Genomic DNA, 13,159 nt, shown 5'->3' with positions numbered 1-13,159 from the left:
CATGGCCCGGCGCCACCGTCGATGCTGCGTTACGCCACGCGTCCGCGCCGTGCACGCTCCAGGTGCACCAGCAGCAGCGAGATCGCGGCCGGCGTCATGCCGGGGATGCGCTGCGCCTGGCCAATGGTCTGCGGACGCACACGTTCCAGCTTCTGCAGCACTTCGGCCGACAGGCCACGCACGCTGGCGTAGTCGAAGCCTTCAGCGATCGGTGTGGCTTCGTGCCGCTGCTGGCGCGCGATCTCGTCGCGCTGGCGGTCCAGGTAGCCGGCGTATTTCACGCCGATCTCGACCTGCTCGGCCACCTTGCCATCGGCCACTGCCGGGCCGAGCGAGGGCACCTGCATCAGCTGCGCGTAATCCAGCTCGGGGCGCTTGATCAGGTCGAGCACATTGGTTTCGCGGCTGACAGTCACCCCCAGCGTGTCCTGCACTTCGCGGCCCAGGGCATTGGCCGGGGTCGCCCACAGCGCCCCCAGCCGCGCACGTTCGGCGGCTACGGCAGCCTGCTTGGCCTCGAACGCCATCCAGCGCCGATCATCGACCAGTCCCATGTCGCGGCCAACCGGAGTCAGGCGCTGGTCGGCGTTGTCCTCGCGCAGCTGCAGCCGGTACTCGGCGCGGCTGGTGAACATGCGGTACGGCTCGTTGGTGCCGTGGGTGATCAGATCATCCACCAGCACGCCCAGATACGCTTCGTCGCGGCGCGGGCACCAGCCATCCAGGCCGCGCACCTGGCGGGCCGCATTGAGGCCGGCCAGCAGGCCCTGCGCGGCCGCCTCTTCATAACCGGTGGTGCCGTTGATCTGGCCAGCGAAGAACAGGCCGTTGACCAGCTTGGTTTCCAGCGAAGCCTTCAGTCCGCGCGGATCGAAGAAGTCGTACTCGATGGCGTAGCCGGGGCGGGTGATGTGCGCGTTCTGGAAGCCCCGGATGCTGCGCACCATCTCCAGCTGCACGTCGAACGGCAGCGAGGTGGAGATGCCGTTGGGATAGATCTCGACGATGCCCAGCCCCTCAGGCTCGACGAAGATCTGGTGGCTGGCCTTTTCGGCGAAGCGCACCACCTTGTCCTCGATGGAGGGGCAGTAACGCGGGCCGATGCCTTCGATCTGGCCGCTGTACAGCGGCGAGCGGTGCAGGGCGTCACGGATGATCTGGTGGGTCTGCTCGGTGGTATGGGTGATCCAGCAGCTGACCTGCTGCGGATGTTCGTCCACCGAGCCGAGGAAGGACATCACCGGCCGCGGCGTATCACCGGGCTGCTCGTCCATCACGCTGTAATCCAGCGAGCGGCCGTCGATGCGCGGTGGCGTGCCGGTCTTCAGGCGGTCGACCTGGAACGGGCGCTCGCGCAGGCGTGCGGCCAGCGTGGTGGCCGGCGGATCGCCCATGCGGCCGGCGGCGTACTGGGTCGGACCGACGTGGATCTTGCCGGCCAGGAAGGTGCCGGCGGTCAGCACCACCGCCTCCGCATCGAAGCGCAGGCCGGTCTGGGTGATGACGCCGCGCACGGCGTCGCCCTCGATGACCAGATCATCGACGGCCGCCTGGAACACGGTCAGGTTGGCCTGGCCCTCGACGAGGGCGCGGATCGCCATGCGGTACAGGTTGCGGTCGGCCTGGCAGCGGGTGGCGCGCACCGCTGGACCCTTGGAGGCATTGAGCGTGCGCCACTGGATGCCGGCGCGGTCGGCGGCATGCGCCATCGCCCCGCCAAGGGCGTCGATCTCCTTGACCAGATGGCCCTTGCCGATACCGCCGATGGCCGGATTGCAGCTCATCGCGCCCACCGTTTCGATGTTGTGGGTCAGCAGGAGGGTGCGCACGCCGGTGCGGGCCGCGGCCAGCGCGGCCTCGGTGCCGGCGTGGCCACCGCCGATGACGATGACGTCGTAACGATGGAAGGAGTGGGTCATGGGGGCGGAGTCGATGGGGGCGGGCGCGGCCGGAGGCGGTGCCGGGGTGGCGATTTTAGCGCCATTCGGCAGGGCGACGCCCGGAGAGGCCAGGGCCGGACGAAATTGACCCTAAAGTTGGCAGGATTTTTGCAGATAACCCAATAGCACCCATCGTGGCTGGCGCCGAAGGCGCCCGTGACCGGAATTGGAACAGGGGCCGGTACAGGCGCACGATGGGGGAGCAGAGGGCCGGCAGTCGGGGGACTGTCCGGCCCTGTTTTTCTTCGCGGAAGGCATCCGCAAAAACAGACGGCCCCGCATTGCGGGGCCGTCTGCCTTCAGAGGTGCCGACATCCGACAGGGCCGGAACAGGGGGGATCCAGATGTTCCTGTCGGATATCGACGTAGAGCTTTCCGCGACGGCCCATACCGCTTCTTGTCACTTTGTGACGCGGGCCGTCACAACCGCTTTAGATTGCCGCTTGGACCGTGTGAAATGCAAGACGGTTCAGCGCTCAAGTGTGCGCTGCGTCGCACGATCCATGTTGCGCCAGGGGGAACCGTTCATCCTGGGCGCACTCGGTGCCGGCGCCGGGCGGGCCGGCGGTGCCGGGCGCTGCACGCTCGGCTGCGGCGGGCGTCGCATCGAGTCCATGTTCCGCCACGGTGAGCCGCCATTGTTCTCGCGCGGCGGACGCGGCGGACGGTTCTCGCCATTGCCCGGCGGGCGCGGTGGCGGGCGGTGATTGTGCGGTGGACGATAGATCGGACGCGAGTAGTACGGGTAGCCATAGCCGCCGTAATAGCCGCCATAGCCTCCGTAGTACGGGCCGTAGTTGTAGGGATAGCCGGCGGGGTAGCGGTACTCCACCGACGGCGCACCGTGGTAGTAGCTGCCGCTGCGGCCACCGCCGACATAGTCGTAGGTGGTGCAGCCGGTCAGGGCCAGCAACAGGCCACCGGCAAGCATCAGGCGCGTTTTCATGTGGGTCCCCCCAGAACGGGTGTGCAGTCAGCTTCGGGCGTGGGCATTGAATCGGCCCTTAATTCCACCACCCAGGATGAATGGCGGCGAAGGCCTGCATGCTGGCATGGCCTGTGCCGGGGTCGCCAGCACGAGGGCATACGTTAATCTTGCGTCATGAGCGATTCACTGTTGCCCCGTGCCGAAGATGTCCTGGCTGCCGCCGCGAGGATCGCGCCGCACGCAAGTGTGACGCCGGTGCTGCGCTCGCGCACCCTCGACACGCTTGCCGGCGCACGCCTGGCCTTCAAGGCCGAGCACCTGCAGCGGGGCGGCGCGTTCAAGTTCCGGGGCGCCTGCAACGCCGTCTGGTTGCTGTCGGACGAGCGCGCCGCACGAGGTGTGGTCACCCATTCATCGGGAAATCATGGCGCGGCCCTGGCGCTGGCGGCACGGACGCGGGGCATTCCCTGCCATGTGGTGGTGCCCGAGGGCGCCGTCGCCGCCAAGCTGGCCAACATCGCGCGCCATGGAGCCACGCTCTGGCGTTGCGCGCCGACCATTGCCGAGCGTGAGGCCACCTGCGCCAGGGTGCAGGCCGACACCGGTGCAACCCTGGTGCACCCGTATGCCGATCCGGCGGTGATGGCAGGGCAGGGCACCGCTGCGCTGGAACTGCTGCACAGCGACGGGCCGTTCGACGTGTTGGTGGTGCCAGTGGGCGGTGGTGGCCTGGCCAGCGGTACTGCGCTGGCGCTGCAGCTGGCCGGCCCGCAGACCCGGCTGGTGCTGGCCGAACCGGCTGGTGCCGACGATACCGCCCGCTCACTGGCCGCCGGCGAGCGGCAGGGCGCGTTCACCCCCGATACCGTCTGCGATGGCCTGCGCACCCTGATCGGTGCGCCCAACTTCGCGCTGCTGCGTGCTGCCGGTGCGGAGGTCATCGTGGTCGATGACGCCGCCACCCTGGCTGCGATGCGCCTGCTGTGGGAGGTGCTCAAGCAGGTGGTTGAACCGTCTTCGGCGACGGTGCTGGCGGCGGTGCTGTCCCAGCCGGAACGGTTTGCCGGGCAGCGGGTGGGCCTGGTGCTGTCCGGTGGCAACGTCGATCTTCCCGCCCTGCGCTGGGGCATGCCTTGAGCCGCGGCCGGCACCGCGAGCGTACCGGCCTGTTCGGTTGGGCGTGGCGGCTGTTCGTGCTGCTGGTGATCTGGCTGCTGGGCGTGACCGCATGGATCGTCTGGGTGGGAGAGCGCGATCAGGCCGCCCAGGCCGATGCGATCATCGTGCTCGGTGCGGCCGCCTATGACGCCAAGCCGTCGCCGGTCTTCGAGGAGCGCATCCGTCATGGCCTGGACCTGTACGAGGCCCGGTATGCACCGCTGCTGATCTTCACCGGGGGGTATGGCGGCAGCGGCGCCCGCTTCTCCGAATCGCAGGTGGCGCGGCGCTATGCGCTCAAGCACGGCGTTCCGGACGACGCGATCCTGATTGAAACCGCTTCGCGCAACACCGTGCAGAATCTGATCGAGGCCAAGCGGCTGATGGACCAGCGCAACCTGCACCGGGTGATCATCGTCAGCGATCCGCTGCACATGGCACGCGCGCTGCGCCTGAGCCGGGCGCTGGGCATCGATGCGCTGGCGTCATCGACGCCGAGCACCCGCTTCCGCAGCTTCCACACCAGCTGGCGTTTCCTGCTGCAGGAAATCTATTTCTTCCATCGCGATCTGGTGCGGCCACCGCTGAGTTCGCCGGCCAATACCTGAGCGGCTGCCGCCTGCTTTGGGTGGGTGCCGACCTTGGTCGGCACAACCTGCCAGATCGCGATGCCGCAGGCATTGTGCCGACCAAGGTCGGCACCTACCAGAACGGATTCCGTGCATGAGTCGGTAGTCGCCGACCTTGGTCGGCACATCACCCGTGATCGATCGATCAGGTCTGCTTGCGACGGATCGGAATGGCCGACACCGGTACCGAGGCCACGTCGTGGCCGCCTTCGCGGATCGGCGCGCCCGGGTCCGGTGCCCAGGCATGGGCATAGATCACTTCCCAACTGCTGGGCAGCGTGCCATCGGCACGGCGCATCGGCTCGTAGGCGGCCGCCGCAGCGGCGAAGCGCCCGCGGCCGGTCAGCGTATGCCGACGGTCCACCCGCGCATTGGTCGCGCCCATCGCCCGCAGTTCGCGCATCAAGGCGGGCAGATCCTCGTAGGTCAGGGTGAACAGGTCGCGGTCCAGCACGGGGTCGCGGAAGCCGGCCATCATCAGCGCGTCGCCGAACTGTGCGATCTGCGCGAAACGGCTGACGTGCGGGCGATCATCGGCAGCAGCGAACGCTTCGTTGAGCTCGATCAGGGTTTCCGGCCCGAAAGTCGAGCACAACAGCAGGCCGCCGGGCTTGAGCACGCGGCGGAAGCCGGCGAACACTGCAGGCAGATCGTCCACCCATTGCAGGCAGAGATTGCTGAAGATCACATCCACACTGTTGTCGGCCAGCGGCAACGCCGCCGCATCGGCGCACAGGCGCTGGAAGGGCTTCCACCACCCGGCCTGGCGCCTGGCCTGATCGAGCATCGGCAGGGCGATATCCAGCGCGATCACCTGTGCCTTCGGCCAGCGCTTCTTCATCAGTGCGCTGGCATGGCCGGTACCGGCACCGATGTCCAGCACCACCTCGGGCCTGCGTGCCTCCAGGTAGTCCAGCGATTCCACCAGCCGTGACTGCACTTCGCGCTGCAGGGCAGCGGCGGCGTCGTAGCTGCTGGCGGCGCGGGAGAACGCACGGCGCACATGGCGGGGATCGAAGTGGGACGGCATTGCAGGATCTCTCAGAACGTACCGGGGTAGGCGCCGCCATCGATCAGCAGGTTCTGCCCGGTGATGTAGCCGGCCTGTGCGCTGCACAGGAAAGCGCAGGACGCGCCGAATTCGTCGGCGGTGCCGAAGCGGCCGGCGGGGATCTGCTGGCGGCGGCGCTCGGCGATCTCTCCGGCATCGCCATCCTTGCCCGCGCTGTGGGCGAAGTTGGCGCGCAGGCGATCAGTGTCGAACTGGCCAGGCAGCAGATTGTTGAGGGTGACGTTGTGGGCGACCGTGCGCCGCGACAGACCGGCGACGAAGCCGGTCAAGCCACTGCGCGCGCCGTTGGACAACGCCAGGGTATCGATCGGCGCCTTCACCGCCGACGAGGTGATGTTGACGATACGGCCGAAGCCGCGTTCGATCATCGCGTCCACGGTGGCGCGGATCAGCGCGATCGGGGCCAGCATGTTGGCGTCCAGTGCAGCGATCCAGTCGTCACGCTCGAAGCTGCGGAAATCGCCCGGCGGCGGCCCGCCCGCGTTGTTGACCAGGATGTCCACCTGCGGGCAGGCGGCCAACGCAGCGGCACGTCCGGCTTCTGTGCTGACGTCGGCAGCGACCGCGTGCACCTCGCCGGCGCCGGGCAGTGCGCGCAGATGCTCGGCGGCGGCCTGCAGCGCTGCTTCGCCGCGCGCAACGATCACCACGTTCACGCCTTCGCGCACCAGTGCGCGCGCGCATCCCAGGCCCAGCCCCTTGCTTGCACCGCAGACCAGGGCCCAGCGGCCCTTGATACCCAGATCCATGCGTCAGCCCTGCGCAGTTCGAAGGAACGTCATTGTCCGTCATCCGCCGGTGTCAGGCCGGCAACGAAGCGTTGCAGGACGGCGGCCACTTCGTCGGCGTGGCCGAGGAAGGGGGCGTGGCCGCCGTGAGCGATGGTCAGCGCCTGTCCGCCGGGCGCGAGCGCCGCTGCAGCCTGTATGGCGGCCGGTGGCACTAGCCTGTCGCGTTGACCGGCGATCCACAGGCTGGGCTTGCCCAGTGCCGGCAGGGCGCCGCGCAGGTCGGTGCTTTCCAGCAGCTGCAGACCCTCCCGCAGGGCGCGTGCGGTCGGTGCACCGCGCTCCACCAGGCGCTGGCGCAGGGTGCGAAGTTCCTCGCGGGCGTGCGCCGAACCCATTACATCCAGGGCCAGGAATCGTTCCAGCGTGCCACCGAAATCGCTGGCCAGCTCACGGCCGAACTGCTCGAACACGGCCGGCTCCACCGCATGCGGCCAGTCGTCGCTGCGCACGAAGCGGGGCGTGGCAGCGATCATCGCCAGTCCCCGCACTTTCGGCAGGGTCGCCGCGGCATGCAGTGCGAACAGCCCGCCCAGCGACCACCCGCACCACACCGCCGGTGGCGTGGCGGCGGCGATCGCGTTGACCACGAAGGGCAGGCGCAACGGCGTGGTGTCCCCGCGGCTGTGGCCGTGTCCGGGAAGATCGACCAGGTGCAGGGTGAACTGCTGCGCCAGGCGCTGGACCAGCGGCGCGAACACACCGCCCTGCAGGGCCCAGCCGTGGATCAGTACCAGGTCCGGCCCCTGGCCGGCGACTTCGATATGCATGCGGAAACCAGCCGAACCTCAAGCCAGGGCCGGCAACGGCGGTGGCGCGGCCTCGCGCGGCGTGATCGAGAGGCGATCACGCGCGCTGGCGATGGCCTCGACCAGCCCCCGCACCTGGTCTGCCGTGTGCACGGCAGAGAGGGTGACGCGCAGGCGTGCCTTGCCCTCTGGAACGGTCGGCGGGCGAATCGCTCCGACCAGCCATCCCGCCTGCTCCAGCGCCTTGGACAGCGCCAGTGCGGTGTGGTCATCGCCGCACAGCAGGGGCTGGATCGGTGTCTCCGATGCCATCAGGTCCAGCCCGTGGCGGCGCGCTTCGCCGCGGAACAGTGCGATCAGGTCGACCAGCTTGGTGCGGCGCCAGTTGTCGCGGCGTGCCAGGCGCACTGCTTCCAGTGCCGCCGCCGCCAGCGCCGGCGGCATCGCGGTGGTGTAGATGTAGGGGCGGGCGGTTTCGGCCAGATGCTCGATCAGGTCTTCGCGGCCCAGCACCACCGCGCCGGCGCTGCCCAGCGCCTTGCCCAGGGTGACCAGTTGCAACGGCACGTCGTCCACGCCCAGACCGGCGGCCGCCACCGTGCCCCGGCCATCGCCGACCACGCCAACGCCATGTGCATCGTCCACATAGAACAGTGCCTGCTGCAGGCGCGCGACCAGTGACAGTGCGCGCAGCGGCGCGACGTCGCCGTCCATGCTGAAGACACCATCGGTGGCCAGCATCGCTGCGCCATCGGCTGCGTGCCTGAGCTGGCGCATGGCCCCTTCCGCATCCAGGTGCGGATAGCGGCGCAGGCGTGCGCCCGCCAGCCGCGTGGCATCGAGCAGACTGGCGTGATTGAGCTTGTCCTGCACGCAGACGTCGTTCTCTTCGCTCAGCAGCGCCTGCTGCACCGCCAGGTTGGCGGCAAAACCGCTGCCGAACAGCAGTGCGCGCGGGTAGCCCAGCCACTCGGCCATTTCGCGTTCCAGAGCATCGTGCATCGCGTGGTGGCCGCAGACCAGGTGCGATGCGCCGGCCCCGGCGCCTTCGCGGGCGGCCGCGTCCTGCAATGCATTGACCACGCTGAACTGCTGGGCCAGGCCCAGATAGTCGTTGCTGCAGAAGCCGGTCAGCCAGCGGCCTTCCACTTCCAGGCAGACGCCATCGCGGCGGGTGACCGTGCGCCGTGGGCGGCGACGACCTTGGGCATCGCGCAGCGCGCGCTGGTCCTGGATGCGGGCGGTGAGGTCGGGGCGGGCCATGGCGGCGGGAGGCGGCGACGGGGCGGCTAGGGTAGCGCGTTGCCGCGACGCCTGCTCGGGCCCCGTCTCAGGCTGCGTGAGCGCAGCCGCAGCCGGGTGCATCGCTGCCGATATCGGCATGCACGGTACCGCCGTGGTCGTGGCCCTCGGCGTCCACCTGCACCGCCATCGGCTGCAGGCCCAGCCGCGCGAACAATGCCAGATCGCGCTCGCTTTCCGGGTTGCCGGTGGTCAGCAGCCTGTCGCCATAGAAGATGGAGTTGGCGCCGGCCAGGAAGCACAGCGCCTGCAGTTCGTCGCTCATCGCCTCGCGGCCGGCCGACAGGCGCACCATCGAACGCGGCATGGCAATGCGTGCCACCGCGATCATTCGCACGAACTCGAACGGGTCCAGTTCGGCACTGCCGTGCAGCGGCGTACCGGCCACCTGCACCAGTCTGTTGATCGGCACCGAATCCGGATGGGCCGGCAGCGTGGCCAGGGCCAGCAGCAGGCCCACGCGCTGCGCCCGCGTCTCGCCCATGCCGACGATGCCGCCGCAGCAGGTCTTCAGGCCTGCATCCCGCACGTGTTCCAGCGTGTCCAGGCGGTCCTGGTACTGGCGGGTATGGATGATCGAGTCGTAGTAGTCCGGCGCGGTGTCGAGGTTATGGTTGTAGTAGTCCAGGCCGGCGTCCTTCAGTGCCCGTGCCTGGTCGCCACTGAGCATGCCCAGCGTGGCGCAGGTTTCCAGGCCCAGTGCCTTCACCCCGGCAATCATCGCCGCCACTTTCGGGATGTCGCGATCCTTCGGCGACCGCCAGGCCGCGCCCATGCAGAAGCGCGACGCACCGGCAGCCTTGGCCTGGCGCGCCTTGGCCAGCACGGCTTCGGTGTCCATCAGCTTCTGTGCGTTGACGCCGGTGCTGTAGCGCTGGGCCTGCGGGCAATACGCGCAGTCCTCCGGGCAGCCGCCGGTCTTAACCGACAGCAGCGTGGAGACCTGCACCCGGGCGGGGTCGAAGTGCTCGCGATGGACCGCAGCGGCGCGGAACAACAGGTCGGGGAGGGGGAGTTCGAACAGCGCCTGCAGTTCATCGTGTTGCCAGTCGTGGCGGATGGCGGCGGCCATGGCAGGACCCTGGGTACGAGTGGAGCGAGGGCGGCAGTGTGGGTAGCGCTGAAGCTTCTGTCAACCAATTACATTGATTTCAAGTTTACATTGCGACCCGCTGATCAGACTGGAGCGGATGGACCGCGTTTCACCGTTTCGTGCAAGGCAGCCGGCCACAGTAGCCACTGCCCTACGGAAGCGCTGGCGCGCAGACTCTGTCCCATGACCGATCTCCATCGCCTTCGCGGCCGCATCAGCGCGCTGGTCCTCAGTGAGGCTTGGCGCCGCCGCGCCGCACTCTGGGGAGGTGCCGTGGCGGTGGCGCTGGTGGCCATCCTGTTCGCCAAGGCCAGCGACGCGGCGTTCCATCTGTTCCAGCGCATCACTGCGCATTCGCCGTGGTGGGCGCTGCTGCTCACGCCAGGCATCTTCGCGCTGCTGGCATGGCTGACCAGCGGCGTACTGAAGCCTACCCGCGGCAGCGGCATTCCCCAGGTCATCGCTGCGCTGGACAAGCCGGATGCCTCGTTCCGCGCGACGAATCTTTCACCGGCGGTATCGGCCGGCAAGCTGCTGCTGACGTCACTGTCGTTGTTGGGCGGTGCTTCGGTCGGCCGCGAAGGTCCGACCGTGCACGTGGGTGCAAGCCTGATGTACCTGTTCGGTCGTTGGTTTGGTTTCAAGGACCCGCGTGAGCTGTCGCACTTCCTGCTGGCGGGCGGCGCCGCAGGCATCGCGGCAGCCTTCAATACCCCGTTGGCAGGCATCGTGTTCGCCATCGAGGAACTCAGCGGCCGCTTCGAGCACCGGTTCTCGGGCACGCTGCTGACGGCGGTGATCGTCGGTGGTGTGGTATCGCTGGGTCTGCTGGGCAACTACACCTACTTCGGCCATGTTTCGGCGCGGCTTCCGCTGGGCCAGGGCTGGCTGGCGATCCTGCTGTGCGGTGTGGTGGCGGGATTGCTGGGAGGACTGTTCGCGCGCGCCGTACTGGCGAGCGCGGCAGGCCGTCCGCGCTGGCTGGGGCAACTGCGCCAGCGCCATCCCGTGCTGTTGGCCGCCGGCTGCGGCCTGGTGGTGGTGGCGCTGGCGATGCTGTTTGGTGAAGGTGCGTTCGGCACCGGCTACGAACAGGCACGCAGTCTGGTGCAGGGTCACGCGCTGGTGGGTCATGAGTTCGGGTTGATGAAGCTGCTGGCCAATCTGGCCTCCTATGTGGCCGGTATCCCCGGGGGCCTGTTCTCGCCCGCGCTGGCGGTCGGTGCCGGGTTGGGCCACAACCTGGCCGTGCTGATGCCCGGCGTGGATCCACGCGCGTTCGTGCTGCTCGGCATGTGTGCGTATCTGACCGGCGTCACCCAGGCCCCACTGACCTCCGCCGTCATCTCGCTGGAACTGACGGACAGCGGTGACCTGCTGCTGCCGATTCTGGCCACGGTACTGATTGCCCGCGGGGTATCCGGTCTGGTGTGCCGGGTGCCGATCTATCGTGGCCTGGCCGAGCTGCTGATGGTGCCTGGCCCATCGGCCGATGCCACGTCCGTCGATCCCGGTCGAAAGTAGGTGATCCGCGTACGTGCCCGGCAGATGCTGCCAGGGAGAGGCGACCGGCAGCCACCCTGGCAGGCCATGCAGTAGGGGGCATGGTGGGTCATACCCGTCGGGACACGATGACGGGCATTTCACCGACCCATGTCTGGTCCGTCCGCCGATGGCGTCGCTGCCTGCCATGCGCGAGCCTGCCGCATGCGCATCGTCCACCGCATCGTCGCCGGGGCCCCGTTGCAACGGCTGCTGCGCCTGCTGATTCCACTACGCTGCCTGGTCTGCAATGACCCAGGTCACGACGAGCTGGATCTCTGTCCGGCCTGCTACGCCGGACTGCCGTGGTCGGGTCGCGCCTGCCTGCGCTGCGCGCTGCCGCTGCCGGATGCGGCCCTGATCGTCTGCGGCAGCTGCCGCGAGGAGGCACCACCGCAGCTGGCCACGCACGCAAGCCTGCTGTACCTGCCGCCGGTGGACCAGCTGCTGGTGCGCTACAAGTTCCATCAGGACCTGGCGGCCGGACGCCTGCTCGCGCAGCTGATGCAGCGCGCGCCGCCCCCTTGGTCGTGCGCGCCGCTGGTGCCGGTGCCATTGCATGATCGGCGCCTGCGCCTGCGTGGTTACAACCAGGCCGCCGAACTATGCCGGTTGCTGCCGATGCCGGTCTGGCAGGGCCTGTACCGTCGTCGGCATACGGCACCACAATCCGAACGCACGGCCGAACAGCGCAGGGACAACCTGTTCGACGCCTTCGATGCACATGCGCCGGTGCCGCCGCGGCTGACCGTGGTCGATGATGTGATGACCACCGGCAGCACCGTGATGGAAATCGCTGAGACACTGCGCTGCGTGGGTGCCGCAGAGGTGCGCGTGTGGGTCTGCGCACGGGTTCCGTGATCGCCCTCTTCATCGCCAGGGGCTAGGATGAAGCCGATTCCGGATCGAAGGAGTGGTCATGAATTCCCCCTTGTCTCCCCTGTTGTCGGCGGTCGGTCGCAGCTGGTGGATCCTGCTGCTGTATGGCCTGGTCGCACTCGGCTTCGGCATCATCGCGATCGGCTGGCCGCTGTCGGCGGCGACGGCCCTGGCCTGGACGCTGGGCGTGATGGCCATCATCGAAGGTGTCATCAGCCTGTTCGCGCTGATCAGCGGTGGCAGCGGTGCCTCGCGTGGCTGGCTGGCGCTGTATGCCATCGCCTCGCTCGGTTTCGGCATTCTGGCGGTGATCAATCCGCTCGCCACCGCCAGTGTGCTGGTGCTGTTCCTGGCGGCGTGGCTGCTGGTGGCCGGCATCTATCGCATCGTGTACGCAATCCGCGTGCGCAGGCAGATCCAGGGCGAGTGGTTGCTGATACTCAGTGGTGTGCTGGCGGTGGTGCTGGGCCTGCTGTTTGCGGCCAATCCCTACGCGGGCGTGGCCGTGACCACGCTGTGGATCGGCATCGGCAGCCTGCTGTATGGGCTGCTGCAGGTGCTGGTGGCATTCAAGCTGAGGAAGCTGAAGTGAGGCGGGCGGGTTCGCTTCTGCTGGTCGCGGTGCTGGGCCTGGCCGGTTGCATGCCCGGCGCAACAGCGGATGCGGAGGCTGGCAGGGATCATGCGCCGCGTCCGGGCGTGGATGTGCGTCTGAGCGCGATCAATGCTGCCGGCAACGGCACGGCGGTACAGTGGCAGGGTGAAACACTCGCGCTGCGTGAGCCGCCGATTGCCGGCAGTGCCGACATCGCCGATGTCCGTTACGTGCTGGACCAGAGCCAGCAGCCCGGCCTGCAGATCCGCTATCGCAAGGAGGCACAGCAGCGCATCCACGATGGCACGGCCGCACTGGTGGGAAAGCGGGTGGCGATCAGCGTGGATGGCCGCGTGCTGACGGTGGCGACGGTGAGTGGCCCGTTCGGCGAATCGATGATGTTGAGTGGCCTGCCCAGCGTGGCCGAGGCGCAGGAACTGGCATGGCACATCACCGGCCAGCGGGTGCCGGCGCCCTGAACCGT

13 protein-coding genes are annotated in these 13,159 nt (G+C 68.4%); 6 read left to right on the top strand and 7 right to left on the bottom strand.

From position 1 onward, the window contains the following. Positions 1 to 29 precede the first annotated feature (29 nt). Positions 30 to 1,919, bottom strand: a complete 1,890-nt coding sequence (gene mnmG, locus AC5P5M_RS06855; RefSeq protein ID WP_065174313.1) for a tRNA uridine-5-carboxymethylaminomethyl(34) synthesis enzyme MnmG — start codon at positions 1,917 to 1,919, stop codon at positions 30 to 32. Positions 1,920 to 2,409: 490 nt separating this feature from the next. Continuing rightward, positions 2,410 to 2,886, bottom strand: coding sequence for a hypothetical protein (locus AC5P5M_RS06850; protein ID WP_053517985.1), 477 nt, complete (start codon positions 2,884 to 2,886; stop codon positions 2,410 to 2,412). Between the two features lie 156 nt (positions 2,887 to 3,042). On the opposite strand from AC5P5M_RS06850, the gene AC5P5M_RS06845 reads away from it, so the two are divergent. Together AC5P5M_RS06845 and AC5P5M_RS06840 are read left to right on the top strand one after the other, a co-directional pair. Beyond that, on the top strand, positions 3,043 to 4,005 hold the full coding sequence (locus AC5P5M_RS06845) for a pyridoxal-phosphate dependent enzyme (protein ID WP_495205685.1): 963 nt from the start codon (positions 3,043 to 3,045) through the stop codon (positions 4,003 to 4,005). Continuing rightward, the gene (locus tag AC5P5M_RS06840; RefSeq protein WP_111187213.1) at positions 4,002 to 4,634 is read left to right on the top strand and encodes a YdcF family protein; all 633 of its coding nucleotides are present in this window, start codon (positions 4,002 to 4,004) and stop codon (positions 4,632 to 4,634) included. Before AC5P5M_RS06845 ends, AC5P5M_RS06840 begins: the two co-directional genes overlap by 4 nt. Before the next feature lie 166 nt (positions 4,635 to 4,800). Here the strand turns inward: AC5P5M_RS06840 and bioC are convergent, their stop codons facing one another. The 5 genes from bioC to bioB form a co-directional block, all read right to left on the bottom strand. Further along, the gene (gene bioC, locus AC5P5M_RS06835; protein WP_053517990.1) at positions 4,801 to 5,685 is read right to left on the bottom strand and encodes a malonyl-ACP O-methyltransferase BioC; all 885 of its coding nucleotides are present in this window, start codon (positions 5,683 to 5,685) and stop codon (positions 4,801 to 4,803) included. Between the two features lie 11 nt (positions 5,686 to 5,696). Further along, positions 5,697 to 6,476 (bottom strand): SDR family oxidoreductase, encoded by a 780-nt coding sequence (locus AC5P5M_RS06830; RefSeq protein ID WP_053517992.1) that lies wholly within the window; start codon positions 6,474 to 6,476, stop codon positions 5,697 to 5,699. Positions 6,477 to 6,505: 29 nt separating this feature from the next. Continuing rightward, positions 6,506 to 7,285 (bottom strand): pimeloyl-ACP methyl ester esterase BioH, encoded by a 780-nt coding sequence (gene bioH / locus AC5P5M_RS06825; RefSeq protein ID WP_053517994.1) that lies wholly within the window; start codon positions 7,283 to 7,285, stop codon positions 6,506 to 6,508. A gap of 18 nt (positions 7,286 to 7,303) precedes the next feature. Then, complete coding sequence (gene bioF, locus AC5P5M_RS06820) at positions 7,304 to 8,527, bottom strand: 8-amino-7-oxononanoate synthase (protein ID WP_476340123.1); 1,224 nt, start codon at positions 8,525 to 8,527, stop codon at positions 7,304 to 7,306. Between the two features lie 67 nt (positions 8,528 to 8,594). After that, positions 8,595 to 9,638 (bottom strand): biotin synthase BioB, encoded by a 1,044-nt coding sequence (gene bioB / locus AC5P5M_RS06815; RefSeq protein WP_481559428.1) that lies wholly within the window; start codon positions 9,636 to 9,638, stop codon positions 8,595 to 8,597. Between the two features lie 204 nt (positions 9,639 to 9,842). Between bioB and AC5P5M_RS06810 the strand changes: the two genes are divergently transcribed. The 4 genes from AC5P5M_RS06810 (at position 9,843) to AC5P5M_RS06795 (ending at position 13,154) form a co-directional block, all read left to right on the top strand. Further along, a complete protein-coding gene (locus AC5P5M_RS06810; protein ID WP_445394025.1) occupies positions 9,843 to 11,183 on the top strand; it encodes a chloride channel protein in 1,341 nt (446 codons plus the stop codon). Positions 11,184 to 11,366: 183 nt separating this feature from the next. After that, positions 11,367 to 12,062, top strand: a complete 696-nt coding sequence (locus tag AC5P5M_RS06805) for a ComFC family protein (protein ID WP_476340126.1) — start codon at positions 11,367 to 11,369, stop codon at positions 12,060 to 12,062. Between the two features lie 58 nt (positions 12,063 to 12,120). Continuing rightward, the gene (locus tag AC5P5M_RS06800; RefSeq protein WP_053518003.1) at positions 12,121 to 12,672 is read left to right on the top strand and encodes an HdeD family acid-resistance protein; all 552 of its coding nucleotides are present in this window, start codon (positions 12,121 to 12,123) and stop codon (positions 12,670 to 12,672) included. 50 nt (positions 12,673 to 12,722) lie between these two features. Further along, on the top strand, positions 12,723 to 13,154 hold the full coding sequence (locus AC5P5M_RS06795) for a SecDF P1 head subdomain-containing protein (protein ID WP_460256603.1): 432 nt from the start codon (positions 12,723 to 12,725) through the stop codon (positions 13,152 to 13,154). Positions 13,155 to 13,159: the final 5 nt, after the last annotated feature.

The organism is Stenotrophomonas sp. YJH_SMC_106-19, assembly GCF_059368375.1.
This window is presented reverse-complemented; position numbering and strand designations above follow the sequence as displayed.

What these genes read in the sequence shown, in the direction of transcription:
- mnmG (WP_065174313.1), bottom strand. Translation starts at nt 1,919, where the DNA reads ATGACCCACTCCTTCCATCGTTACGACGTCATCGTCATCGGCGGTGGC.
- AC5P5M_RS06850 (WP_053517985.1), bottom strand. Translation starts at nt 2,886, where the DNA reads ATGAAAACGCGCCTGATGCTTGCCGGTGGCCTGTTGCTGGCCCTGACC.
- AC5P5M_RS06845 (WP_495205685.1), top strand. Translation starts at nt 3,043, where the DNA reads ATGAGCGATTCACTGTTGCCCCGTGCCGAAGATGTCCTGGCTGCCGCC.
- bioC (WP_053517990.1), bottom strand. Translation starts at nt 5,685, where the DNA reads ATGCCGTCCCACTTCGATCCCCGCCATGTGCGCCGTGCGTTCTCCCGC.
- AC5P5M_RS06830 (WP_053517992.1), bottom strand. Translation starts at nt 6,476, where the DNA reads ATGGATCTGGGTATCAAGGGCCGCTGGGCCCTGGTCTGCGGTGCAAGC.
- bioH (WP_053517994.1), bottom strand. Translation starts at nt 7,285, where the DNA reads ATGCATATCGAAGTCGCCGGCCAGGGGCCGGACCTGGTACTGATCCAC.
- bioF (WP_476340123.1), bottom strand. Translation starts at nt 8,527, where the DNA reads ATGGCCCGCCCCGACCTCACCGCCCGCATCCAGGACCAGCGCGCGCTG.
- bioB (WP_481559428.1), bottom strand. Translation starts at nt 9,638, where the DNA reads ATGGCCGCCGCCATCCGCCACGACTGGCAACACGATGAACTGCAGGCG.
- AC5P5M_RS06810 (WP_445394025.1), top strand. Translation starts at nt 9,843, where the DNA reads ATGACCGATCTCCATCGCCTTCGCGGCCGCATCAGCGCGCTGGTCCTC.
- AC5P5M_RS06805 (WP_476340126.1), top strand. Translation starts at nt 11,367, where the DNA reads ATGCGCATCGTCCACCGCATCGTCGCCGGGGCCCCGTTGCAACGGCTG.
- AC5P5M_RS06800 (WP_053518003.1), top strand. Translation starts at nt 12,121, where the DNA reads ATGAATTCCCCCTTGTCTCCCCTGTTGTCGGCGGTCGGTCGCAGCTGG.
- AC5P5M_RS06795 (WP_460256603.1), top strand. Translation starts at nt 12,723, where the DNA reads ATGCCCGGCGCAACAGCGGATGCGGAGGCTGGCAGGGATCATGCGCCG.